Genomic DNA, 25,844 nt, shown 5'->3' on the forward strand with positions numbered 1-25,844 from the left:
TTTTATTGCCCCACACAGGGTGGTTAAAAAATTAGGGGAGGCAGCAGAATCTGTATTTCTGCTTTGTGGTTTTTTGACGTTGGAGCGGACGTTGCAGCCCGTCTAACATGAGACTTTTTATAGGCCATCTAAGCCACAGCGTGGCCAGACGGGGGAAAGCGTGGGTGGGCTGTTAGCACGTCAGCATTGGAGGCTAACAGCCCGTCACGCATTAGGATGAGTGGCCCGGATCAGGAAGTCTCAAAACCTTAGCCGGGCCTCTCATATTGAATTCTTTTAGGTCAGGGAAGCGGTATGTGCAGCCGCTCCCCCTTAACCAAAAACACATTATGAAAAAAAGGCTCTTAAGCGGTTGCTACATTTTCAATCCGAACAATATGTTCAGGGTGGAACAACTGCATATCCGCACGGTAAATCATGATGAACTGGGTCATGTCATGATCTGCTTTTGATTTCTCAGAAGTGATCTCGTACTTCCCACCAACACCGAGTTTACAGGTTGAGAAATCGCCAACGTACACCCGCGTCTGGTCGTTGTCTTCGCCGTACTCAACGCCGACCGCAGTATGTATAACAATGGGTACTCCACTCAAACCAGCGGGCTTAGTGATCTGCTGGCCGAGCGTGTCCTTCAGCGATTGCAGCTGAAGCCATGCAACCGGGTGCATGATGACAGCAATTTTAGACGGATCAACGTTTTTAGCCAGTACTTTTTGGACTGATTGCAAAATCATGTCCCAAGTCAGCGTACTGTCTGAAGCGTCGACAGTTTGAACGCCGATATAACCGTCAATGCCGGTAATTTCTGTACCACCAGCACCAGACAAAATCTGTTTAGTGATAGTGTGCTCTAGGTCGGCGTTGAAGGCGTTGTTAATGACATCCGGCCAATCTGTCACAGCGTCACGGGTAACGTTGTTTGCCATGTCTACACGGGAGGCAAAGTTTACTAGGTTCCACGTAATAGGGGCAACGGTTAGGTTCCCTGCTGCTATTTCTGCTGTCTCAGCGTGAACGTTGAAACCTGCGTAATTAGTCAGCTTTGCAATAGAGGTATTCTGTGCAACCCCGTCTCGAATGTCGACCATCAGTTTGCCCGGTGCACCATTTTGCAACGGCTTTAGAATGACCTCACCTGTAACGGCTGGATCCTGAATTGTACTCGCTGCTGTTGCGCTTGTTACGGCTCGTTTCATTGCTGAATGAATAGTACCCTCAGTAATGCTCGTGACTCCCTGCTCAATAATTGAGCGAATACCGGCGGCTTTTGCTGGAATAGTGCCTACCGGCTGTTGCCCGGACTGCCGGAACTCCTCTTTAGCTGCCATGCGTCTTTTCATGACGCGCCCGCTCTCGATCTCGCTTGTAAGCTCGTCGATTTCGTCTTGCAGTTGGTTCCATCGGCGTTCCTCCGATCCAGTCATCTGACGACCTTTTACATCGTCATTCAGGGTTTTTTGTTCGCGCAAAACTCTTGCTCGTGTTTCCAATAATTCTTTCTCTGATCTCATAATTCAGTATTTACTAATAGGGTTATTAAAAGGGGTTAATTACTCAGATACTTGTGGGTAATATTCTTTCACGGCAGCACCAAAGGCCCGGAGTAATTCAACTTCGGCAGTTTCCATTTGGCGGGCCATTGTTCCGGCTGTTTCAAGGTCACCAGTCAGCTCAGCCAGTTCCATCTTCGCACTACACGACAGAAGAAAACAAAACATATTGTGAGCATGGGGTGAGGTGCTTATAATGGGGATTGCATCTAAAGGCAACCCCAACCGTTGCAGGTGTTTACAGGCAAATTCAGTCAAGACCAGTTTGTTGAGTTCAGCTGGGCCAACCTGCCCAACTAAAATCATATAGAGTTGAGTAAGGCTAATTCCCAGCCGTTCGGACCAAGCTTTCAGACTTTCCTTGTGGTCAACTTTTACTCTCATCGTGATGGTTGTTTTCTCGTTTCTCATTATCTTTTTTTTACTGGTTAAAGGGTATTGTACTTTTTAGCTTTTAACTAACTGTAATGCAAAGGTGAGGCAATTGCACATCGGGTCCGGCAGACTCTGTTTACCTGATTGCTTTGTCTTGTACTGCAAATGTAGGGGTAAAGGGGAGTGCACACGTGTGCACTAATTGAGCTGGGCCAATTCTGCCTCAGCTATTTCCCTAGCAACAGGAGGTAAGTAATGTCTAATTCTGTTTATCATTCCTTTTATCCCATTGGCCCCTTCCCTACGACCTCTCGTGCATACTTCGTCCCATGCATTTTTAAATGTTCCCCCCGATTTACCGTGCTTTTCTCCTATTGCTTTATGTGCAGCGAGTACCCCCCCAAACTCATTTGCCGGGTGGTAAATACCTGCATTATGCAAGTAAGCATAGTAAAGAGCTATCTCTTTTGCAGGTAGCTCATTTAAATGCCTCTCTGCAGTAGGGCGGTCGTAGGTCATAACGTGTATTGCATCAAGTAGACGTGACGCGCAAACTTCGCAGGTGGTATGATGCCAGAGTGAGCCGGATTGACTGCCCTCCTTATCGAACTTCAGGTGATGGAAGTAATGGAGCTGGCTTTCGTGATCTTTAGCCAATCGGCGTATCATTTCCAATGTCAAAGGGTCAAGGTCTGACAGGGTAGCGGCTGGGTTGGCTTCAGATAGTAGCCGGGAAAACAGTTGTTGTATTTCAAATAGTGGTAACATGGTGGTATTGGGTTAATAATGAAAATTGGTTCCAAGTTAAAAAGGTCCAAAAAGTGCGTTTACTCACACGGGGTTTGGGCGGCGATGTTTTGTCGGAAAGATGATAGACTTTTTACCCCCCTACCCATCGTCTACGGCCCACCAACCAGTAAGGCTACCAGCATTAAAGCTATGCCTACACTAACAAAGACGTGCAGCAGGTCAGGCTGCTGTGTGCTCTTACTCATTGGTCAGGTCGTTTAGTAGTTGCTCGTAGTGCTTCACCCATTGCTGGTTGTTCGCTATGGCTTCAGCTGTCCGGGGCTTTATCTCTCCTGTCTTACGCTGTTGCACTTTAGCCTTCTGAGTGTGCTCACCCAGCCTTCTACGGTACTGCATCAGACGCGAATAGGCTTTAGCCGCTTCAGGGGTCTGCTGTGTGCTTTTCGTGTGTGTGTGAGGCTTGTGTGCAGCGTGTATTTCGCGTGTATTTCGCGTGTTAAAGGTCGCACTCGGTTTCTGTGTGTGTGGGTCATCCGCTTTTTGATAAAATCGCGGTTCGTTTTTTGTGTGTGCTGTTGCTATGGGTGGTGCGGTGGTTGCCTCACGATCTGGCTTAGAGTCAGTCCACAGCGACACGTAAGGTAAACCACTATCCAGACGTTCACGGGTGCCGAAGATGTAAGCTATCAAACGACGTGCACCACGTTCTATCCTGTGGCTAACTACTGCCTTCAGGTCAGCCCATACCGATGGTTGGTTGTGGAACTCGTTGGGCTCGATTTCTTCGGCTATCTCACTACCAGCTTCTATCTGAAGAATTAGATAGAACATCAGATAAAAAACCAGTTGGCCCGCAAAGGTCAGGACGGCGAAGATGTAACCGTTTGCCGTGGCTTCAGCTGCTGTTGTCGAGGCTGCTTTGCTTGCTTCAGCCTTCACCGTGCTAGTCGCTTCGTTCCGTCCTCTGATTGCCTCTGTTAAGGCTTGCCCGCGTTCGGTAGCGATAATGGCTGTGGTGGCGTTGTATGCTGCCTCAGCTTCATCAATCAACCGTGCATACTTGCGTTGCATCTTCTTACAATAACCGTTACCTCTGCTCGCACAACTTGCGAAGTCTTGCCAAAGCTTTTCATTGCTCGCCTTTGTCGCTTTGAACTGCTGACGGGCAGCGTTAGCCCGGATTGTGTAGGGTGTAAGTAGGGCGGCGGTATCTGCTGCAAAAGCTAGTTGTAGGCTGTCAAGGTTGGCAGTCGGTGCTTCTGTGGTAATCAGTTTACCGGCATCCATACTACCCATGAAGGAAAGCACTAACGAAAGCAAACCAACCATGACCAAACCACCACGACTAAAGCCTGTCACCAACTTGTGACGCTTCCTTTTATCGGGATCGTCGGCAAACTGATCTTTGACAACCCACGGCCTAATAGATGGCTTTGCTAGTTTCCTGTTTGCCAGCTCGATGAAAACACCGATGAGCACGGCGGCGGCAACTACTCCTGTACTGGCAACACTTAGCCCTCTGCCAGCGATTGCGTCGGATAGTAGGCTGTAAACTGCCAGAGCTAAAGAGGCAGCAGATAGGAACTGTCCGATGTTAGCAATGGTGTAATAGGCTTTTAGGTTGGTACCGTGTTCGTTATAGAACGCCCTGTCTTTGGGCGTTGTCTTTAAAAGTCTCATCTTTGCAATGTTTACTGTTTAGTGAATACCCCGCCCGATGTTGCTTTCCACGGCTTTTGCATCGGTGCGGGGTTTTTTATTTTAGTTGGTCTTTGATCGCTTGTTGACTGCAATTTCAAGTTGCTCCAACCTTTTCAGGATTTCGGTTAGTATCATGACTCGTTTCTGCATCATGGCTAATTCCTCTGAGGTGCTAAGATTTAAGTTTTGCATAGAATGGGGTTTAATTGTTGAAGAATTTTTTTGCAATTCTAACGGCGCGGGCCGTTGGGGTTTCTTTAGAATAGTGCTCTACCATTTCGCGGGTGCCATGTCCCGTCAGCCCTTGTATGTCAGTCAGGGGCATACCGTTTGCAGCGTGAATTGTTACAAATGTGCGGCGGGCCGTGTGGGTGCTTATTAGCTTGTACATGGGGATTTGCTCAACGGTGTCTCGTTGACCACGGCGGGCAACCCGTTTGAAATTTTCTGTAAACCCTGCCATCTGAGCTATTTCCTGCAAATATTTATTTGCTTTTTGGTTAGTCATTACCCGGCCAAAATTCCAGCCGTATTTGCTGGCTATTTTGTCTGCGGTAGGGTGAACGGGAATGGTAATCTTCTTACCCTTCCCTTTTTTCGTGATGATCTCTAACAACTTCACTCCATCTGTCTCAACTATATTTTTACCATTGATCTCCTGCCAGCGATTAAAGCGAAGTCCTAAGTAGCAGTTGATAACAAACAGGTCACGCAGTTTCCGTAGACCGGGCCGGTGAGAAAGGTCTAAAGCAATAATTCGGTTTAGCTGGTCTTTGTCTAATGCAATGTTTTCCCGTGCTTGCCTAGTTAGGCCAAGTTGAGCAGATAACTTTATCTCATTAGGGTTGAACTGAGGTATTAAGCCCTCAACGTAGGCTTTAGAAAGTGCCTCCTTTAGTCGCTTCATGTGGCGTGAAATTGTTACATCTAAAGGTGCGGACGGCTCGTTACCTAGGAAGTCTCGGTAAGCCTCAAATAAGCTTAGCTTTACTTCATCCATTCCGATTTGATACCCAACTGATTTTACAAAACGCTCAAATGCACGGTAGCTGGCTAATTCGTGCTTTTTGGTTCCATCCTTCAACCGGGCCTCTTTCTGCCTTCGGTCAACGTAACTCTTATAATAGGTTAGTACGTCCGTTGCTGATCCTTCTGGAGCTTCGCCATCCCGTAAGAACTTCTTTACTAGAAAGCGGAACTTTTCAGGGGTAAGTAAATACAGTTCTTTACGTCTCCGATAATCAGTAATAAGTGAAACCGTAAAATGAGTTAAGTCATCCAAACGTTGATTTACAAATGAGTAGTCAGGATAAAGGTCAACGTACCGATCACTAATGCGGCAACTCTTTTTATCCCAATGCTTCACCTTTACGTATTCTCCGGTAGCAACGTGTGCTCTTTTACCCTCTGTGAGTGAAACGGACATTCGGATAGGGTTAAATTCATCCTCTATTTTGTTTAAAACAATAAACGTTGGTGCTCTACGCATGGTAATTATTTTGTGTAAAGGTATCGCTTGAGGTATCAGGTAGTTAGTAGGGTTAATACTAAAAACAAAAACTGTTTTTACTTAAAATGCTGTAAATCAGAATTTTAGTAAAAACAGGCTGCTTTTTTACCATAAATTGTACTAAAAGCCCAATCCTGCCGGGCTCACCAGGCTCCGATCAATTCATTTTGATCGGAGCTTTTTTTATTGGGTTAAGTTGTGATATACAGTGCTTTAGGGCCTTTGCGGGCGCGCAGGTGCAAGGCGTTGTTGGAGTGAGGATGTATCACCAGAGCTATCGTAAGAGCAGGTTTACCACAGTCTGCGGACACAATCGGGGAGTGTACAATGAAATGCACGACTCTCCCTGCCGCTCTTACTGAGCGGCCTTCTGCAGAAGGAAGACGTGAGGGGGGTTAACGTACAGGAATCGATTTCAAGTTTTTAGCTCGAAAGCATAATTACCGCTAACAGCTGGCAACCCCAAAACGTATAGCGTTTACACGAGCCCGTCTCCCGTTAGGAGGGGTTGGGGTAGACGACTTAATGCATCCTATGCGTTGATCGTTGGGAAGACATGGCAGAGGATAAGTTCGTGGTAGCAGTACACTAAGTGATACACACCAAACGGGGCTTTACGGCGTTTACCCGGAACCCCGGTAAACGGAAGTGACCTGCGCAGCATTGACCTGTTGAAAAACCGCCTTTGCACCTGCGATTGCGCCCTGCAGAACAACGATCTGGTCCGGAAACCCTAAATTGCCTCTGCTTAACTTCTTTTCCCATGCGCCTACTGTTATTCCTGATGCTCCCTTTTCTGGCCGCTATCGATGGCTGTGGAGACGACAACCCAGGTTCCGAAACCACGCCGACGGAAGTCTCCGAAGGCCCGTCGGGAAAGACGGGTAAACCGTCCGAGTCTGCCTCCTACCGTGACCCGGCTGTTTCGGTGACCAACCGGATCAACGACCTCCTGGCCAGAATGACCGTAGAGGAAAAGGTCGCTCAGGTCACCGCAGTCTGGAACGATAAGCGCCGGATGGATAACGAGGATTTCAGCTTCAACCCAGACAGTGCCCGAACCCTGATGCCGCACGGTATCGGCCACATTACACGGCCCAGCGAGACATCTGGCGGAGCAGACGCCGGCCGGACGGGAGCAGAGGAAGTGGCCTACGTCAATACCATCCAAAGGTGGCTTGTGGAGGAAACCCGTCTTGGCATTCCTGCGCTGATGCACGAGGAGAGCCTCCACGGCTTGGCCGCTAAGCATGCGACCAGTTGGGGGCAGCCCATTTCGGTTGCGGCCACCTTCAACCGCAGGCTCACCCGCGAGTTGTACGCGATGGCCGCCCGCCAGGCTGCAAGCAGGGGCGCCCACGTCGTCCTTACGCCGGTAGTCGATGTAGCCCGCGATCCCCGCTGGGGCAGGGTAGAGGAGACACTTGGCGAAGACCCTTACCTCGCCGGACAAATAGGACTACAAGCCGTCCTCGGCTTCCAGGGAGACGATGATAAATGGGACGAAGGCGAAGTCTTCGCCACCCTCAAACACATGGCCGGCCACGGTGAACCCGAAGGAGGGAACAACATCGCCCCGGCTAATATCTCCGAAAGAACGCTGAGAGAAGTGTTCCTGCAACCTTTTCGTTACATCGTGAAGAATACCGAGGTAAGAAACATCATGGCGAGCTACAACGAAGTCAACGGCATCCCCAGTCACGCAAACAAATGGATGCTGACCGACCTGCTGCGCGATGAATGGGGCTATAAAGGCGCCGTCGTTTCGGATTATTACGGCGTGAAGGAACTGACTGACCGCCACGCGGTCGCTCCCGACTGGAAAGCCGCGGCTATCACTGCAATATCTGCGGGTGTCGACATCGAGTTGCCCGACCGGGAAGCTTACCCTTCCCTTGTTGCGTCGGTAAAAGATGGCTCCCTGCCGGTAGAGGTACTGGACCAGGCGGTAGGGCGAATCCTGAAACAGAAGTTTGACCGGGGCCTCTTCGAGAATCCGTACCTCGACCCGGCGAAAGCCCTCGATAATACTCCTGAAGACGATCGGTTGGTACGAAAAGCCGGCGCCGAAGGAATGATTTTGCTGAAAAACGACAGCATCTTACCCCTTGGTTCTACCTTCGAAACGATCGCAGTAATTGGCCCGAACGCCGATAAAGTGCTGCTTGGCGGATACAGCAACGAACCAGCGCATTTTATCACAGTGAGGCAGGGGCTCGAAGCCCATTTCGACGGCAGCCAAACCAACGTTGTATACTCAGAAGGGGTACGGGTGACAGAGCCGGGGAGTTGGTACAAAGACCCCGTTATCGCAGTAGGGGAAGAGGAGGATCGTTTGCGAATTACCGCTGCAGTCAAGGCCGCAAGGGATGCGGATATAATCGTTTTGGCCCTTGGTGGCAACGAACTTACCAGCCGCGAGGCATGGGCCGAAGGCCACTGGGGAGACCGCCCCAGCCTGGAGCTGGTAGGGCTGCAAAACGAATTGGTCGACGAATTGGCGAAACTGGGTAAGCCGATTGTGAGCCTCGTTTTTGGTGGCCGGCCGCTGAACATCAGTAATGTCGTCGAAAAATCAGCTGCGGTCTTTCAGTGCTTTTATCTCGGGCAGGAGACCGGCCACAGCGTGGCCGACGTCCTCGCGGGGCAATCCTATCCCGGCGGTAAGCTCCCCATCAGCATCCCGCGTTCCGCAGGCCACATCCCTGCTTACTACAATTACAAGCCAACCGCCCGCCGTGGATACCTCTTTGATGACGTCAACGCAGCATGGCCCTTTGGCTTCGGGCTGAGTTATACCACTTTTGAGGTTTCTGCCCCGACGCTGGCCGCACCGGAGATCGGGACAAAAGAAACGGGCAAGGTCTCCGTGACGGTTACAAACACAGGTGATCGTACTGGATCTGAGGTGATCCAGTTGTACATCCGGGACCGCTTCAGTACAGTTACCCGCCCGGTAAAGGAGTTGAAAGGTTTTGAGAAAATATTACTCGCGCCGGGAGAAAGCAAAGTGGTATCCTTCGACCTGGGGCCTGAACAACTGGAATACCTCGGTCCGGAAATGAAGTGGATCGTTGAACCGGGCGATTTCGACATTATGGTCGGTACCAGTTCGCGGAAGGAAGATTTGCAGGCGGTAGCACTGCGGGTGCGTTAGCCCCGCCTGGCGGGTTCCGCCTGACGGTCTTAATTGAATTCTTTGATGCAACGAACGACCTTATAAAACCGCGTGGTTTCGTTGGCCTCGTGCAGAATCGGAGCGTGTTCGATGTAGTTCGCTGAAATGAGGTTCAGCCTGTTTTGTGCGTTTTTGGTGTCGGGCAGTTGCTGTACGAACTTGATCCATACTTTTCCGTCGGAAGCAACCGCGTATATCTTATCGCTTTGCAGGTCCTTGGGGCTTTCGAGTGGTTCACAAACAACGATCTCTTTGTCCCTGATAAGTGGCTCCATCGAATTGCCCTTTACCGGAAAAGCGACATAATTACTGCCCTCGAGGCCCGGCAGGCGATAATGCTCCTGCTGCTCCCTTACAGAAGGGTCGGTGTCGAGCTGATCACTGGCAAATGCTTCCCGCGAAAACAAGGTAACGTTGGTGCGTACGTTTGTGTCTCCCAGTGTAGGGAAATCCGATTGGTCAGGGCTCAGCAGACTGCCTCTGCCGTGCAATACGTAATCTTCGTTGACGTGGTATTTCCGGCAAAATCGTTTTGCCTGTTCGTGGTTAATACAACGCTTATCACCTTCTTTTAGAAATGCACTTATGATGTGTCCATAGCCCCGATTGTTGAGGACAACAGCAGCGACATCTCCGATGCCTCTTCCGTTGCGGTCGTTAGGTATGATCATTCTACGCTCAATCAGGTTCTCGAAAGCTTCTACGAAGCGTTTATTCAGGGCAAGTCGTTCCGGACTGATCATCGAAGGGGAATTATGGTTGTGGTGCATCCGTAAATAGCGGTAAACCACGTAGGTGAGAAGGTGGGGAAAAAACCTCCCGGCCGCAAGCGAAACGCCGGGCCGGGAGACAAAACAAAAAACAGCAGAATACGGTCTGGCAGCCGGGTTGGAATCCTTAAAAGCCGCCGACCTGCTCTGAAAAGCGCTGAAAAACACGCTTTTATCTCATTTTCGGGCCGAAAAGGCCCGAAAAAAACGGTGGCCGATCCGAAGATTCAGCTACCGTTTTGATCGGTTGCAGCCCTCAGGGCTGCTTATACTTGTTGGTCTTGGGTACTCTGAACCTTCGGCTTAAAGCTCGGAGATCCGACGAACGACCTCGTAGAGCTTGGTGCTCATTTCTACTTCCTCTACCCACGGATCGTGCTCGAGGTAATTGGCAGAGATGAGCTTGAGGCCGGTGATCCGCCCCTTGGAGTCAGGAACCTTCTGAACGTACTTGATCCAGATGCTCCCTTTGGAGCGCACGGCGTAGATACGGTTTTCGCGGATTTCGCGGATGCCATCGATTTCTTTACAGATTACCACGTCTCCGTTATTGATGACGGGCTCCATAGAATTACCGGTGATGGGGAAGGCAACGTAGCCCGAACCCATGATGCCGGGAAGGCGGAAAAAGTCAGTATTGTCTTCCTGAACGAAGCTGTCGGTATCGATGCTCGCACCGGCGAAGGCTTCCTTGGAAGTGAACATGATGTTAAGCGGCACATCGGTACCGGTGACAACGGGAGGCTCGGGCAGTTCCATGCCAAAGGGAGTGCCTTCGCCCTCGAGGAGGTAGCCGAGGTTGACGTTGTATTCGTGGCAGACCCGGCGGGCCTGTTCGTAGTTGATGCAACGCTTATCGTCGTCATTGAGGAATGCCCGGACAATATGTCCGTAGGAGCGGTTGTTGAGAATCCGCTTGGCAAAATCACCAAGACCCCGACCGTTACGATCGTTCTTGATGATTTCTCCCCGCTCTTCGAGGATGCGGAAAACCTCTTTGAAGCGATCGTTTAATTCGCGTCGATCTTCGGTAATCATGGTGATGTGTTTTTTGGTATCAACAGCAAATTAAAACATTTTAAACAAGTTGCGCAACTTTTCCTTTTAAAATCTTTAAATTTTATGTTTTTTTATTTGATTTGATGCTGGATTGGTGTTAAAAAACAAAAAGTTTGCTGTTTGTGCCGTGATTTACCCTGACTATTAACCTTCCCGGCACCTGCGTTCGCGCCTACTTATTACCGAGCAACAAATCCGCGGAAAAGCGCGCCACGTATTTCAGACTTTCTTCGGTACTGTGTTCTCTCTTGTACAGGAGGTTGTTTTTTATGCCCTGTACCACTTTTGTTGGTTTAGCGGCGATGGCTGTTGCTACTTCGGTAACGCCAGCGATGAGTGCATCACGGTTTGGGAAAGTGCGGTTGACCATGCCGGAAGCGAGCGCTTCGGGGCCGTACATTTTGCGGCCGGTGAAGGCGAGCTCGGCAACAAGGCCGGGTTGCAGAATATGCGGCAGACGCTGCAGCGTACCGATATCGGCCACGATACCGAAATCGATTTCCTTGACGGTGAAGTACGCATCTTCGGTACAATAGCGCATATTGCAGGCGGTAATAATGTCCACTCCGCCGCCGATGCAGCCGCCGTGGATGGCCGCCAGCACCGGTTTGCGGCAGCGCTCGATGGCCGTAATGGTAGCCTGGATGCCTTCAATGAATGCAATCAGCTGGGTTTTTGTCTCCTCAGGAGTAGGGGCCATACGACTCTGGAGGCTGCCCAGCACCGCGAGGTCCATGCCGGCACAGAAATGTTTGCCTTCGCCGTTCAGAATGACAGCGTGTACGTCGTCGTTTGCGTCTGCTGCTTCAAAAGCCTCTTTCATAGCCTCCCAGGCTGCTTCGTCGAGCGAGTTAGCGCGGTCGGGGTTGGCGAAAGTGAGGGTCGCGATGTGGTTGTTGATGCTGGTTTTCATATGATCGAAATAAGATTTATCACAAGCTGTCGGGACGGGACAGCGGAATAGAAGTAAGTGTGTCTTCGGATAGGTCTTCTTCGGGAAGCCTGATCGGAGAAGGTCCGTCGTTGATTTTATCGCTGTTGCCTTCGCTCTGTTTGTTGCTAGGTAACATGAAAATGGCTACCACGCACAATAGCATTACGGTCGCCGCTGCTGAAAGGTAAGCGAACCGCTTACTTTTCCGGTGGGGAGCAGGTGCCATAACCGGCGGCGGAGGTAGAGCAGTTGTATCGGTTTTTTGCGCGGGCGCAGGTGCAGGGTAGGGTTTAGGAGGAAGCCTTTCGGCCCGGGGGAAATCCGCTCCTTCGGTCTCTTCGGCCGCGGTTCCTGCCGGCGAACGAACAAACTCAACGTCAGCCACTGCAGCCTCGGCCCGTACGGAGATTTCGCGTTGGTGGACGATGTTCTTGGTCCGTTCCTTTCCGTTGATGGTGAGGAGTACGGAAATTTTAAGGGCAAGGCTGTGGGTTCCTTCCCGTAGCGGACGCACGTTGAAGACCCATTCGGTGGCGCTGTACTCGTCCACAAATTGCTCTCCGTCGGAGAGCAGGACGATGTCGAAGGCAGGGTTGCCGGGAGCGCTGGGGTCGATCACTTCAATCTCCATGACCTCAGAAACGGAGACTTGCCCCAGGCCGGTGCTTTCGTCCATCTTAATGCCGTCGAGAACATGGTTCAGCTCGTGAGCGATGCGGATGATGCAGTGGTAGGCCTTCCTCAGTTCCATGACCGGCGGCACTTTGTAGAGAAGGTGACCGGGTTTAAGCTCGGGGCGGAGGTCAGGCTTCGGCCCGAAGTCGGCAAGCGTCAGGTGATCGGTAAAAATGAGGATGTCTTTGCGTAATTCGTTGTTCAGGATGGCCAGTAGGTCGGGGGGGAGCGTATTGCCGATTTCGTGGTTGATAATATCGTTGGCCCGCCCGGTCAGCACCAGCACCTGATTGTGTTTGGCCCTGCCTGAAGGCAGGCTGTCGGTGAGGATGCGAAGGGCTTTTGACGTGTTCTTCAGGACGGAAGCCCGGACCTGATCCTGCAGCGTTTCCAATTGTTCGGCCGTAGTGACTGGCATTCTTTTACGGATAATGGTGGAGCGCAAGATACGTTTTAGCATTGATGGTGTGGAGGAATGCTCAAAAGCCTTCCCCCCGGACCTGCAGGGCTAACACATAGGATTCGATTTTAAGCTTTTAGACCGAGATCATAGTCACCGCCTAACAGTTTGCAACCCAAAACGCGTAGCGTTTTCGCTAGCCCATCCCCCGTGGGCCCGCCGAAGGCAACAGCGAAGTTCACGGGTTGGGCTGGGGTTTAACACGGCTAAACTAGCCTATGCGTTAGCCCTGCCCCGCACCTGCGACCGCGCAAAAAACTAAACTCCATAGTGGGTGCAGGGCGCGCCCGGCGGTGTACAGGCCAGCAAACTGAAGCTGGTCCGGAAACCCGGTCGCGTCCTGAGTATCCTTATTCGGGGCGGACAATCACGATGACCAAAGTGTAGGGAGAGGCTCTTTACTCAAGCCTTCCCACCGCACCTGCGACCGCGCCCGCAAATCTGTCCGTTTGAGCGAAGGGGAAATAATTGTAATCCCCGGGGAGTTTAACCAGGCCAGTCTATAAGGGCTTCGCGTTTTAGATTTCTCTGGTTACGATGCTGTACGTCAAGTGAGCGTATGGTTTGGCGTGGAAAGTCTCCACCATTATCTGAACTTGAAATCTGTTGTGCACACCTCGTCCCCGACCGGTAGAACTAACAAACTATTTTACTACCTTACCTTTTTTAAAGTTAGATCATGTACAACAAAACAACTCTTGAGGCTTTTTACGAGCGCGAAAAAAAACATCCCAAACTGCCGTTCCTCCACCAGCCGTTTGGCGAAAAATGGGAGACTTACTCCTGGGGCGAAGCCGGGGTGATGGCGCGCAAAGTCGCTGCCTACCTGCGTAGCCTGGGCCTGGAACCGGGCAGCCACATCGGCCTGGTTAGCAAAAATTGCCGCGAGTGGATCATCGCTGATCTCGCCATCATGATGGCGGGTCACGTGAGTGTTCCTTTTTTCGCGACCCTCACCGGAAAACAGATTGCCGAAGTTCTCAAACTAGGCGACGTCGACCTGCTGATCGTTGGAAAAATGGAAGTATGGGACGATATGCGCAAGGGCGTACCCGAAGACATGCCGATCATCCGCTTTCCGCATTACGAGGGTAATTCCGACGTCATGCGCGGCAAAGCCTGGCGCGACATCATGGCGGAATACGAACCTATCAAAGACAGCCCACTGCCTGATCCTGATGGCCTCTGGACCATCATCTTCACGTCCGGAACCACCGGCACGCCTAAAGGCGTGATGCTGACCAATCAGGCACTCATCGAGTTGATGGATAAGCTCTGGCCCACCAACCCGTTGAAGCTCGATTACAAAGGTGGTAATCGCTTCTTCAGCTTCCTGCCGCTGAATCACGTTGCGGAGCGCGGCGTGATCGAGACCATGTGCCTCACCCACGGAGGTGAAATCTTCTTCACCGAAAGCATCGCCCGCTTCGCGGCGAATTTGCAGGATGCCCGGCCAACTTTCTTCTTCGCCGTTCCGAGAATCTGGACGAAACTCCGCCTCGGGGTTCTGGGTAAAATGCCCGCTGAAAAATTGGATCGGCTGCTGAAAATACCAATTGTTTCGATGTTGGTGAAACGCAAAATACGTTCTGGTTTGGGGCTCGATAAAAGCCGCTGCAACGTCTCCGGTGCCGCGCCGATCCCTTCGGAAACCAAAGCCTGGTTCGGACGCCTGGGCATCCCGATCTCGGAAGCCTACGGCATGACGGAGAACGGCGCAACGAGCCATATGATCACCGCTGCGGAAAACAAGCCAGGTTCTGTTGGCCGCCCGCAGAACGGCACCGAGCATAAGATCGACCCGGAAACGGGGGAGGTGCTCACGCGCTCATCCTACACCATGCTCGGTTACTACAAAAGCCCCGAGAAAACCGCCGAAACCATCGATGCCGATGGCTGGCTCCACACCGGAGACCAGGGCGAAATCGACGCCGACGGCTACCTGTTTCTGACCGGCCGGGTGAAGGATACCTTCAAAACAGCGAAGGCGAAATTCATCGTTCCGACCGAAATTGAAGACAAGTTCATTGGCAACGACGACATCGAGCAAATGTGTCTGCTCGGCCTCGGTATGCCGCAGCCTATCCTGCTGGTTTCCCTGAGCGAGATCGGGGAGGCGCGGCCGCGGGATGCAGTGCACGAAGCGTTGCGGGGCCAGCTTACTTTCGTGAACGCCAAGCTCGCGAGCTATAAAAAAGTTGCCGGCATAGTGATCGTCAAAGAGCCGTTTACGGTGGAGAACGACATGATGACCCCCACGCTGAAAATCAAGCGCTCGAAAGTACACAACCGGTATAAAGACCGGATGCTGGCCTGGATTGAGAGTGGGGATGCAGTGATTGAGGAGTAGGTACTTGTTCTTCGACCTTCAGGCCGGCGGGAGATTTGGGCTTTTTGCTCTGCTCGCCGGTCTCAGGGTCGGGGGACCAAAGATTATAAATAAACAACCAATGCAAAAAGCAATATTGTTACTATTGGCCCTGGGCACTTTTGCCTGTAACGCCACTCCGGATGAGGCTTCAGAAGCTACCTCTACCGAAACCACCACTCCCGCCTCCGACGACTGGATCACCCTCTTCGACGGTACCTCCACCGAAGGCTGGCGCGGCTACAACGCCGAAACCATGCCCCCCGGCTGGGTCATTGAGGACGGCGTGCTCACCTTCGACGACGGCGCAAAAACCTCCGACGCAGAGTACGAGGGCGGCAAAGACATCATCTACGCCGCCGAGGAATTTGACAACTTCGAGCTGCAGTTGGAGTGGAAGATTCCCCCCGGTGGCAACAGCGGTATCTTTTATCACGTGAAGGAAGGCTACGGCGCTCCTTCGGAAGTCGCACCGGAATACCAGCTCATCGACGACGAGAACTATACCAAATACCACGACATTACAGCTTACAACAAAAGCCTCGGCTATTCCGCCGATTTGCAGGATTGGCAATCCACGGGCGCCGATTACGCCATGTACCCCGCGCCGATGGATGAGCGGAACCTGAAGCCAGCCGGTGAATGGAATACTACCCGGATCATCTTTACGCCCGAACGCGCCGAGTATTGGCTCAACGGTAAGCAAGTCGTCTCTTTTGTCCCCTGGTCAGATGACTGGAAAGAACGCAAAAACAGCGGTAAATGGGACAACGCACCCGACTACGGAAAATTCAAAACGGGCTATATTGGCCTGCAGGACCATGACAGCGCGCTGTGGTTTCGGAACATCAGGATTAAACGACTATAGTAGTCCTGAAATTAAGGTCCCGGAGGAACGAGGTCGTTACGCCGGGCAAGGTCGATCAAGTAAAGCACTCACGGAGTCCGGTTTTTTTTGATTCCGGACAGCAAGTCCAAATTTCAACCAATGAAAAGAAGAACATTCATAACCACTTCTGCCGCCGCCCTTGCGGCAGTAACCCTGCCCGGCTGTGGCGGTTCCGCCACGGAAACTGCTACTGCGACCGTAGCGAAAAAACTAACTAACCTCCGGACCGCTCATATCGGAATCGGCAATATGGGCCTCGAAGACCTGAAGGCCGTGGCCTCTCATGGTAAGGTGATCGTAACGGCGCTCTGCGACGTGGACGACAATTATCTCAGGGCCGCTTCCGAATTATTCCCCGACGCAAAAACCTATAAAGATTACCGTGTGATGCTTACGGAGTTGGGCGATGACGTAGATGCAGTGATCGTTTCCACTCCGGATCACACCCACGCGCCCGCTTCGATGAAGGCCATGGAAATGGGCAAGCCGGTGTACTGTCAAAAACCCTTGACGCACCACGTCTCCGAAGCGCGGGCGATGCGCAAAATGGCGGCCGACAAGGGCCTGACTACCCAGATGGGGATTCAGGTGCATTCGTTCTACGACTATAAACTGGCGACGCTGCTGATTCAGTCCGGCATCGTCGGTAAGGTGAAACGGGTACGCGCCTGGTCTCCAAAAAACTGGGGCACCGATGCCGCCGCGCCGGAAGGCTCAGACCCTGTGCCGGATACCCTCGACTGGAACCTCTGGCTCGGAACCTCCGCCGAACGGCCCTACAAAGCCGAAGTGTACCACCCCATGAACTGGCGTAAACTCGTGGATTATGGCTGTGGAACCCTCGGCGATATGGGTGTCCATATCTTCGATACACCCTACAATGCGCTTGCGCTGGACGTGCCGAATACCATCAAGACCGAATGCCGCCCGCCCAACGGGTTCGGCTTCCCGGAAAACAACGTGGTAACCTACACCTTCCCCGGAACGAAGTATACCACCGATGAGTTTCAATGGGTTTGGTATGATGGCCCCGGCGTCCCGGATACGGAGCACCCTGAAATGCAACTCCCCGACGGAGAAACGCTGCCGGAACAAGGTGCGCTTTTCATCGGAACCGAAGGAACGCTTCTGTTGCCCCATTTCATGGAGCTGCCCCGTAAGATCGTGGACGGCAAATACGTCGACATCAGTACGGAGATCACCGCCGTAGAGAAAGAACACAATATGCCCGAGCCCGTGCGCGACTACGCCTCCGAGAGCCCGAAACATTACCACCAGTTTGTGGATGCCTGTCTCGGCGAAGGTGAGTGTACCGCGCCGTTCGACTACGCGGCACGGCTTACAGAAACAATACTACTGGGGGTTATTGCAGGGCGGTTCCCTGGTGAAACGCTGCACTGGGACAACGCTTCCGCCCGTTTCCGGGAAGAAAAAGCGAATGCTTTTCTGGACTCGCCCTACCGGACGTTTTAATGGCTACGGGGTTGTCCTCCGGAGCGCACGGGCTAAAGGGTGGTTTCAGTCACCTGATTCTCCGGAGGACAACCCATTGATTTACCGACCGAACGTACGTTGTATAACATACGTTTCACGGGAAAACCAAAAATGGCAAGTACTGCGAAACGTCCCTTTTACCGCAAGAAAAAATTCCTGATTCCTGCTGTTCTGCTGGTGCTGTTGATCGTATTTCGGTTGTTACTACCCGGCATCGTGAAGAAGGAGGTCAATAAAGCCCTTGCCAACATTCCGGGCTATTACGGCCATGTAGAGGATATTGACATTGCGCTGTACCGTGGTGCCTACGCCATCGACGGGCTTTACCTCAACGTAGTGGACGGACAAACCCAAGTCCCTTTTCTTAAACTGCCACGAACGGACATTTCGGTGGAGTGGAAGTCGCTCTTCAAAGGGAAATTCGTTAGTGAGATTTACGTCTACAACCCCGAGCTGATTTACCTGCTCGAAGACCAGGAAACCCTGACCGAAGCCGAAGCACCTGAGATAGAAGACTGGACCAAAGCAATTACCGATATTGTACCGGTGGACATCAACCACTTTGAGATCATCGATGGTAAACTGGCCTACGTAGAAGTCAACACCGAACCGAATATCGACCTCCACCTTCATAGTTTACACATGACGGTAGATAACCTGCGTAACGTAGTGGCCAAAGAAAGAACTTTACCCTCTCCCTTTCGGGCAACTGCGGTGTCTATCGGTAATGGTAATATGGTGCTGGAGGGGAATGTGAATGTGATCAAAGAAATTCCGGATTTGGACCTGACGTTTTCTTTGGAATCTATCGATGCTCCGGCCCTCAACGATTATACGGAGTATTACGCCGGAGTCGACTTTGCGTCCGGGACCGTGAACATGTACAGCGAAGTGGCCATCGCGGATGGCTACATGAAGGGGTACTTCAAGCCAATGCTCGAAAACGGTAAGTTTCATAGTAAGGAAGATGGCCTGCTGGAAACAGTTTGGGAAGGTTTGGTCGGGTTCTTTAAGTTCGTACTTCAGAACCAGAAAACGGACACTTTCGCGACCAAAGTCCCCCTGGAAGGGGACTTGAATGCAGTCACGGCGAGCATCTGGCCTACCGTTACCAGCATCTTCAAAAATGCGTTCATCAGTGCCTTCAAAGAGCAGCCCGACGAAGACATCGAATATCAGGATGCCTTTCAGGAGGGCGAAGAGGAAGAAATGACCGGCAAGGAGCGCCGCCAGGCGCGTCGTGCAGCCCGAAAAAAAGAAAAAGAGGAGCAAAAGGAAAAAGAGGCCGAATGAACGGAACACGCTTGTTCTTCCATCCGTCACCTTGCACCTGCGGCCGCGCCCGAGGAGTTATCTCATCAGAACGAAATCTCCCTTCACAACTTCTTCGTCTCCGTTGATCAGGCGAACCTCCACGTAGAAAACAAACACAGCCGGATTCATCGGTTTCCCGTTCAGCATTCCGTCCCAGCCGAAGTTGGGATTGTTGCGGGGGATGGAACCGTCGACGGTACTTAAATCAGTCGCTGAGTTGCCGGCGTCGAAAACCATCTCGCCCCAGCGGTCAAAAATCCTGAAGGCCGTTACGGCCTCTACTTCGTTTCCGACAAACGGGAAAATCAGGTCGTTCACGCCGTCGCCGTTGGGCGAGAAGGCGGAAGGAACGTAAACATCAGGCGCGGTTCTTACGCCGATGTTTATGCCATCGTCGCCCAGGCAGCCGTTGAGGTCGGTAATGGTTAGCGAAACAGATCTGTTGTCGAGGGGAAGTAGGTCAACCTCCGGACAATTGATGCAATCTACTCCCAGCCAGATGAAGCTGTCGACCACCACGATGTTGTAAGCCGGGTCGAGTACGATGTTTTCTCCCAAATCAATTATGGTGTCACGACCAAAATCCACCGTGATTTCGCCTGGTTCGGCGATGCCCACCTGTTGCATTAGCATGCATCCGTTTGCATCCTCTACCGCAATGTTATACATGCCCGGCGAGAGGAAATTGAACTGCGGTTCGTCGCTGAACAGAAGGCCGTCGATGCTGTAGGAGTATGGTGGGGTGCCACCAACTACTGCGTCAAACCGGATGGATCCATTGTCTGCCCCAAAGCACTGGCTGTCGTTGGCCGTCAGGGCAATGGCAATAGGTTCTGGTTCGGGGACCAACAGACTATCGGTACCGGAGCATCCGTTAGCATCGGTCAGTGTTACGGTATACCATCCGCCGGTTAATTCTGTTTGTACGAGTCCGGTCTGGCCATTGCTCCAGCGGATATTCTCAGGCGTTACGCCATCAGGAACGTTACTCACCTGAAGAGCTGCATTTGCTGCGCCAGAACAACTGACACCGCCGCCAGCGTGACCGGAAATGACGTCGATTTGGAACGTCAGCGTCGGACATGGATCGACAGGTGTACCCTGGCAAGGAATACAGATTGATCCATCGCAGTCGAGGGTCGTAGCTACATCGTTTTCGGTATTGGGGTTTCCGTCGTCACAAGGGACTATGGAGGCGGGGCCGCTGGTGCAATCCAGGGGCGTTCCGGAGCAGGGTTCGCAAATAGCTCCGTCGGCGGTGAGCACGGTTTCCGTATCGTTGATGGTGCAATCGTTGCCGTCGTCGCAGGGGAGGACCATCGTGTCATCGTCGTCGCAGTTGGCGGGTACGCCCGCACAAGGGATGCAAACCGATCCGTCGCAAAGGAGGAAAGTCTCCATATCGTTGATGGTGGATGGGTCGCCGTCGTCGCATGGTCTTATGTCGGTGGGGCCGTCGTTGCAGTCGATGGGTGTTCCTGCGCAGGGCACGCAGATGGAGCCGTCGGCAGTGAGTACGGTTTCCATATCGTTGATGGTGCAATCGTTGCCGTCGTCGCAGGGGAGGACCATCGTGTCATCGTCGTCGCAGTTGGCGGGTACGCCCGCACAAGGGATGCAAACTGATCCGTCGCAGAGTAGGACGGTTTCCATATCGTTGATGGTGGATGGGTTGCCGTCGTCGCAAGGTCTTATGTCGGTGGGGCCGTCGTTGCAGTCGATGGGTGTTCCTGCGCAGGGTACGCAGATGGAGCCGTCGGCAGTGAGCACAGTTTCCGTATCGTTGATGGTGCAATCGTTGCCGTCGTTACAGGGGAGAACCATCGTGTCATCGTCGTCGCAGTTGGCGGGTACGCCCGCACAAGGGATGCAAACCGATCCGTCGCAGAGCAGGAAGGTTTCTACATCGTTGATGGTGGATGGGTTGCCGTCGTCGCAAGGTCTTACGTCGGTGGGGCCGTCGTTGCAGTCGATGGGTGTTCCTGCGCAGGGTACGCAGATGGAGCCGTCGGCAGTGAGCACGGTTTCCGTATCGTTGATGGTGCAGTCGTTGCCGTCGTCGCAGGGGAGGACCATCGTGTCATCGTCGTCGCAGTTGGCGGGTACGCCCGCACAAGGGATGCAAACCGATCCGTCGCAAAGGAGGAAAGTCTCGATATCGTTGATGGTGGATGGGTTGCCGTCGTCGCAAGGTCTTACGTCGGTGGGGCCGTCGTTGCAGTCGATGGGTGTTCCTGCGCAGGGTACGCAGATGGAGCCGTCGGCAGTGAGTACGGTTTCCATATCATTGATGGTGCAATTGTTGCCGTCGTTACAGGGCTGCATCATTGTTTCGTCGTCGTCACAGTTTGCCGGTTCTCCTGCACAAGGGATGCAAACCGATCCGTCGCAGAGCAGGAAGGTTTCCATATCGTTGATGGTGGATGGGTTGCCGTCGTCGCAAGGTCTTACGTCGGTTGGGCCGTCGTTGCAGTCGATGGGTGTTCCTGCACAGGGTACGCAGATGGAGCCGTCGGCTGTGAGTACGGTTTCCATATCATTGATGGTGCAATCGTTGCCGTCGTTACAGGGCTGCATCATTGTTTCGTCGTCGTCACAGTTTGCCGGTTCTCCTACACAAGGGATGCAAACCGATCCGTCGCAGAGCAGGAAGGTTTCCATATCGTTGATGGTGGATGGGTTGCCGTCGTCGCAAGGTCTTACGTCGGTGGGGCCGTCGTTGCAGTCGATGGGTGTTCCTGTACAGGGTACGCAGGTGCTTCCGTCACTGTTGAGGACGGTTTCCATATCATTGATGGTACAGTCGTTGCCGTCGTTACAGGGCTGAGTGGTCGTGGTTCCTGAGCTGCACCCGGAAGCAACTCCCGCACATGGAATGCAGATAGAGCCGTCACAATCGAGTCGGGTTTCAACATCATCGATGGTGTTGGGGTCGCCGTCATCGCAAAGGCGAAGGGTTGTTTCGCCGTTTGCGCAGTCTTGCACTTCTCCGGCGCAGGGGATGCAAATTTCGCCGGTGCATTCGTCAACTACTTCCACATCATTGGCGGTACAATCAATAAAGTCGTTACACGGTCGGGTGAAAGTCCGATCGCAAGAAAGCAGAGGACTACCCGAGCAAGGCAGGCATACCTCGCCGGTGCAGGCGTCTATTTCGATGAAGTCGAACTCTGTACATGGATCTCCGTCATCACAGGGGAGTAGTTCCCGCATGCTACAGTCAGGGACGGGCTCGCCGGCGCAGGGAACGCAAATTTCTCCGGAGCAGGCATCTACAATTTCCACATCAGCCTGGGTGCAATCATTCTGGTCGTTGCAGGGCAGGGAGATGGTTTCGGAACAAGACTCCACTGGGAGACCCTGACAAGGAATACAGATGCTACCGTCGCACTCGAGGATTGTTTCTTCATCGTTGTCGGTGCACGGGTCTCCGTCGTCACAGGGGACTATAAGGGTGGGGCCGGAGGAACAGTCCAGCGGAACACCCTGGCAGGGGATACAAATGGAACCATCACAGTCGAGGATGGTCTGCTCGTCGTTAATAGTACACGGGTCTCCGTCGTCACATGAGACGACCTGAGTCAGGCCGGAGGAGCAGTCGAGTGGAGTTCCCCGGCAGGGGATACAGACGGAGTCATCGCAATCGAGGAGTGTCTGTTCATCATTGATGGTGCAGGGGTTGCCATCATCACAGGGAACTACCCTTGACGGCCCGGTCGAGCAATCGAGTGGAGTTCCCTGGCAGGGGATGCAGACGGAGTCGTCGCAATTGAGGAGTGTCTGTTCGTCGTTTTCAGTACAAGGGTCGCCGTCGTCGCAGGAAACCACTCGGGTTGGTCCGTTAGAGCAATCGATGGGCGTTCCCTGGCAGGGAATACAGATGTCGCCTGAGCAATCGTCTACGGTTTCCATGTCGTTGATGGTACAGTCGTTGCCGTCGTCGCACGGGCGAACGCTGGTGATCTCGCAGTCGAGTGCGGCACGGCCGGTACACGGAACACAGATGTCGCCTGAGCAATCGTCCACGGTTTCCATATCGTCCAGGGTACATGGGTCTCCGTCATCGCAGGGGCGTACGGAGGTCATTGTACAATCAGCGACTGGCGTTCCCATACAGGGGACGCAGACATCACCTGAGCAATCGTCGATGGTTTCCATATCGTTCTCTGTGCAGTCCTGGCCATCATCACAGGGGCGAACGGAAACTTCGGTACAAGCAGGTAGATCGGTACCCATACAGGGAATGCAGATGTCACCGGTACAATTGTCTACGGTTTCCATATCGTTTTGCGTACAGTCGTCGCCGTCGTCACAGGGGCGAACGGAAACGTCGGTACAGGCTGGTAGAGGAGTGCCCATACAGGGAACACAGACATCACCGGTACAGTCATCGATGGTTTCCATGTCGTTTTCGGTACAAGGGGCACCGTCGTCGCAGGAGCGGGTGGCGGTTAGGCTACAAGCGGCTACGGGTGTTCCCATGCAGGGAATACAGATGCTGTCATCGCAGTCTATAGTCTCCATGTCGTTTTCAGTACACGGATCTCCATCGTCACAGGGAACCACGGTGGTTTCTGTACAATTAGGGACACAGTCTTCGCAAATTATATCTGCCGTCCAGCCTCTGGCGGTGTTGGCACCATCTGAAGTAAAAGTGATGTAAAGGCAGCCAGAGGGGTCGGTAGAAATGAACGGGCCGGGGATAGCGGTTCCGCAGACAGCTGAACCTATAAGAGGGTCTGCTGTACTGGTTCCGCTGTAAATGTTTAATTCATCGTCACATTGGACTCTGAAGGACGTAAAGTCCAGCATAACTGAAGTGCCGGGAATGTCCGGACAGATGGTATAGTCTACGAAGGTGTTATTCTGGTAATTACCGGATTCACCTCCCGGATCAACAAAGGTTCCTCCACATACTGGTGGCTCATCACAGTTGAGGTACTGGCCGGAACTGTTCCAGGAAAGAGAGAAACCGGTGTTGTTATTATCGTAATTATCTACCATCAGCCAGTAACCTTCGCCGGGGTTCACAATGAGTTCTCTGACCAGGCCGTTGCCGCCTGCGCCTTCTGAATTCTGGTTGTCGTTTGTAGAGAGTCCTGTACTTCCGTTGCCAAATGCCCCGGAGGCAGCCCAGGAGCAGCGAATCGGATCGCCAAGGTTACCGCATTCCATCGGGTTGTTGGGAGTGGTTGGTCCCCACACCGCAAAATCGTAATCCTGCCCCGCTCCGGCATCGGGAACGATGAGAAAAGTGAGGACCGTTCCCGGAGGGGTCTGGTCGCTTAGCTCAAAAAAGTACCAGGCAGAAAGGTGCTCTCCGCCAGAGATGCATCCCTGGTTCGTTCCGCCCGAAAAATCATCTGATCCCGCTCCGACGGGATCGTAAACGATAGGACTACCGTCGCAGACGATTCCAGCATCTCCACAATCCTGACCCTGACCGGATAAGGCCTGGAAAGAAAACAGAAAAAGTAGTAGTAGAAGTGTTTTGTAGCAGACGTAAAACGTACTGTTAAGGTATGAAACCTGATCCCTTGACATGTATAAAGTTATTATCCCTAAGTAATTACGAAGGTAGGTAGAATAAACGGCCGGAAAGGCGCTTTGTAATTTTTTAGTCCAACAGTGTGCCTACGTGAGGGGTTATTGTTCTGGTTCGCAGGCTGGAAGACAAATTTAATTTTACGGGTTGTCCGTTCTCAACTTTGCACCTGCGGCCGCGCCTGGAACTACATCATAGCAACTGGAAATACTCCGCAGTAGTCTTTACTATCCGGAAATGAAGCCTTTCCTGGCAGGGCATCGGACTTTCGATTCAAGAGGAATCGACTGAATATATCCTTGATAATTATGATTGTTCATTATTTTCAGAAAAAAATGAAAGTTTATTTTTATCTTTGTAACGGTTTAATTCCATCACCTTATGACCAGCCTTACAAAATACTCCTGGCTCACCTCCGCTGTTATTCTTAGCATTGGTTTTTTGTTTTTGCACTTTGGGCTGGTGAACTACGGAACTACCTTCTTCTTCATTTTCCCTCTGGCCGTTGGTTTTGCGCTGGGAACTCACCCAAAGGAGCAAAGAAGTTGGTTATCGCTTAGCCTTGCGGCGATCTTGTTTTTTGGTTTTTTGCTGGCGGGGCAATTGGAGGGGCTGATTTGTGTTGCAATGGCTTTGCCTATTTTTTTACTTGCTATGTGGATTGGGTACCTGATCCGGAAAGTGACGTCGGTGAGGAAGACAAAACGTACCCAGGATCATCTGGTCGTGTCTGTTATGCCCTTAGTTGTTTTGCTCGCGCTGGACCCCATTGAGCAGATGATTTTGCCAGAACCAGAAGTCGTTACGATCACTACCTCAGTTCTGCTCGATTACCCCGCCGAACTGGTTTTCGATCAGGTGAAGGCAATGGATAAACTGGATGCGGAAAAACCGCTCGGCATCCGGTTGGGGCTGCCTTCACCTTACCGTTGCGTATTGGAGGCCGATACCATTGGAGCTAAGCGTCATTGTTTGTTCGAGAACGGCTCGATTATTGCCGAAATTACCAGGTATGAAAAGGGGGAAGTTCTGGAAATGGACGTAGTAGACTACTCCCTCACTGGCCGCGAATGGTTTCGTTTTGTTGACGCCACCTACACTTTTGCGCGGGAGAACGGACAAACCAAAATCACCCGAACCAGTTCGTATAAATCGTTGCTGAATCCGCGTATTTACTGGGAACCGCTGGAAGGGTGGGGGATCGAACAGGAGCACCAGTTTGTGTTGGCTTCTTTGCGCAAAAATCTGGAGGAATTTACAGCAGGTCAGTAG

The 25,844-nt window shown here is 52.3% G+C and carries 16 protein-coding genes; 6 read left to right on the forward strand and 10 right to left on the reverse strand.

Features of this window, described 5'->3' with window-relative positions:
• Positions 1-344 precede the first annotated feature (344 nt).
• From FUA23_RS03055 to FUA23_RS03075, 5 genes are all read right to left on the reverse strand, one after another.
• A complete protein-coding gene (locus FUA23_RS03055; protein WP_147929235.1) occupies positions 345-1,511 on the reverse strand; it encodes a phage major capsid protein in 1,167 nt (388 codons plus the stop codon).
• 39 nt (positions 1,512-1,550) lie between these two features.
• The gene (locus FUA23_RS03060; RefSeq protein ID WP_147929236.1) at positions 1,551-1,961 is read right to left on the reverse strand and encodes a hypothetical protein; all 411 of its coding nucleotides are present in this window, start codon (positions 1,959-1,961) and stop codon (positions 1,551-1,553) included.
• Positions 1,962-2,123: 162 nt separating this feature from the next.
• Positions 2,124-2,693 (reverse strand): hypothetical protein, encoded by a 570-nt coding sequence (locus tag FUA23_RS03065; RefSeq protein ID WP_147929237.1) that lies wholly within the window; start codon positions 2,691-2,693, stop codon positions 2,124-2,126.
• 219 nt (positions 2,694-2,912) lie between these two features.
• On the reverse strand, positions 2,913-4,355 hold the full coding sequence (locus tag FUA23_RS03070) for a hypothetical protein (protein WP_147929238.1): 1,443 nt from the start codon (positions 4,353-4,355) through the stop codon (positions 2,913-2,915).
• Positions 4,356-4,578: 223 nt separating this feature from the next.
• Positions 4,579-5,865, reverse strand: a complete 1,287-nt coding sequence (locus FUA23_RS03075; RefSeq protein ID WP_147929239.1) for a phage integrase SAM-like domain-containing protein — start codon at positions 5,863-5,865, stop codon at positions 4,579-4,581.
• 784 nt (positions 5,866-6,649) lie between these two features.
• On the opposite strand from FUA23_RS03075, the gene FUA23_RS03080 reads away from it, so the two are divergent.
• Positions 6,650-9,043: a glycoside hydrolase family 3 N-terminal domain-containing protein gene (locus FUA23_RS03080; protein WP_222706983.1), complete on the forward strand. Its 2,394-nt coding sequence runs from the start codon at positions 6,650-6,652 to the stop codon at positions 9,041-9,043.
• Positions 9,044-9,072: 29 nt separating this feature from the next.
• On the opposite strand, the gene FUA23_RS03085 is transcribed toward FUA23_RS03080, so the two are convergent.
• The 4 genes from FUA23_RS03085 to FUA23_RS03100 all read right to left on the reverse strand — a co-directional run bounded on the left by FUA23_RS03085 (position 9,073) and on the right by FUA23_RS03100 (position 12,962).
• Positions 9,073-9,834 carry a S24 family peptidase gene (locus FUA23_RS03085; RefSeq protein ID WP_147929240.1) on the reverse strand — a complete coding sequence of 254 codons (762 nt, stop codon included), beginning with the start codon at positions 9,832-9,834 and terminating at the stop codon, positions 9,073-9,075.
• A gap of 303 nt (positions 9,835-10,137) precedes the next feature.
• The gene (locus tag FUA23_RS03090) at positions 10,138-10,872 is read right to left on the reverse strand and encodes a S24 family peptidase (RefSeq protein ID WP_147929241.1); all 735 of its coding nucleotides are present in this window, start codon (positions 10,870-10,872) and stop codon (positions 10,138-10,140) included.
• Positions 10,873-11,065: 193 nt separating this feature from the next.
• Positions 11,066-11,806 carry an enoyl-CoA hydratase-related protein gene (locus FUA23_RS03095; protein WP_147929242.1) on the reverse strand — a complete coding sequence of 247 codons (741 nt, stop codon included), beginning with the start codon at positions 11,804-11,806 and terminating at the stop codon, positions 11,066-11,068.
• A 19-nt stretch (positions 11,807-11,825) separates the two neighbouring features.
• Positions 11,826-12,962: a hypothetical protein gene (locus FUA23_RS03100; RefSeq protein WP_147929243.1), complete on the reverse strand. Its 1,137-nt coding sequence runs from the start codon at positions 12,960-12,962 to the stop codon at positions 11,826-11,828.
• A gap of 679 nt (positions 12,963-13,641) precedes the next feature.
• On the opposite strand from FUA23_RS03100, the gene FUA23_RS03105 reads away from it, so the two are divergent.
• From FUA23_RS03105 to FUA23_RS03120, 4 genes are all read left to right on the forward strand, one after another.
• A complete protein-coding gene (locus FUA23_RS03105) occupies positions 13,642-15,312 on the forward strand; it encodes an AMP-binding protein (RefSeq protein ID WP_147929244.1) in 1,671 nt (556 codons plus the stop codon).
• Between the two features lie 100 nt (positions 15,313-15,412).
• Positions 15,413-16,198, forward strand: a complete 786-nt coding sequence (locus FUA23_RS03110) for a 3-keto-disaccharide hydrolase (RefSeq protein WP_147929245.1) — start codon at positions 15,413-15,415, stop codon at positions 16,196-16,198.
• Positions 16,199-16,318: 120 nt separating this feature from the next.
• A complete protein-coding gene (locus FUA23_RS03115; RefSeq protein WP_147929246.1) occupies positions 16,319-17,692 on the forward strand; it encodes a Gfo/Idh/MocA family oxidoreductase in 1,374 nt (457 codons plus the stop codon).
• A gap of 132 nt (positions 17,693-17,824) precedes the next feature.
• Positions 17,825-19,006, forward strand: coding sequence for a DUF748 domain-containing protein (locus FUA23_RS03120; RefSeq protein WP_147929247.1), 1,182 nt, complete (start codon positions 17,825-17,827; stop codon positions 19,004-19,006).
• Positions 19,007-19,063: 57 nt separating this feature from the next.
• Here FUA23_RS03120 and FUA23_RS03125 read toward each other — a convergent pair whose 3' ends face one another.
• Positions 19,064-24,571, reverse strand: a complete 5,508-nt coding sequence (locus FUA23_RS03125; RefSeq protein WP_147929248.1) for a T9SS type B sorting domain-containing protein — start codon at positions 24,569-24,571, stop codon at positions 19,064-19,066.
• 382 nt (positions 24,572-24,953) lie between these two features.
• Between FUA23_RS03125 and FUA23_RS03130 the strand changes: the two genes are divergently transcribed.
• Positions 24,954-25,844: an SRPBCC family protein gene (locus FUA23_RS03130; protein ID WP_147929249.1), complete on the forward strand. Its 891-nt coding sequence runs from the start codon at positions 24,954-24,956 to the stop codon at positions 25,842-25,844.

The organism is Neolewinella aurantiaca, from assembly GCF_008014675.1.
Lineage (GTDB): Bacteria > Bacteroidota > Bacteroidia > Chitinophagales > Saprospiraceae > Neolewinella > Neolewinella aurantiaca.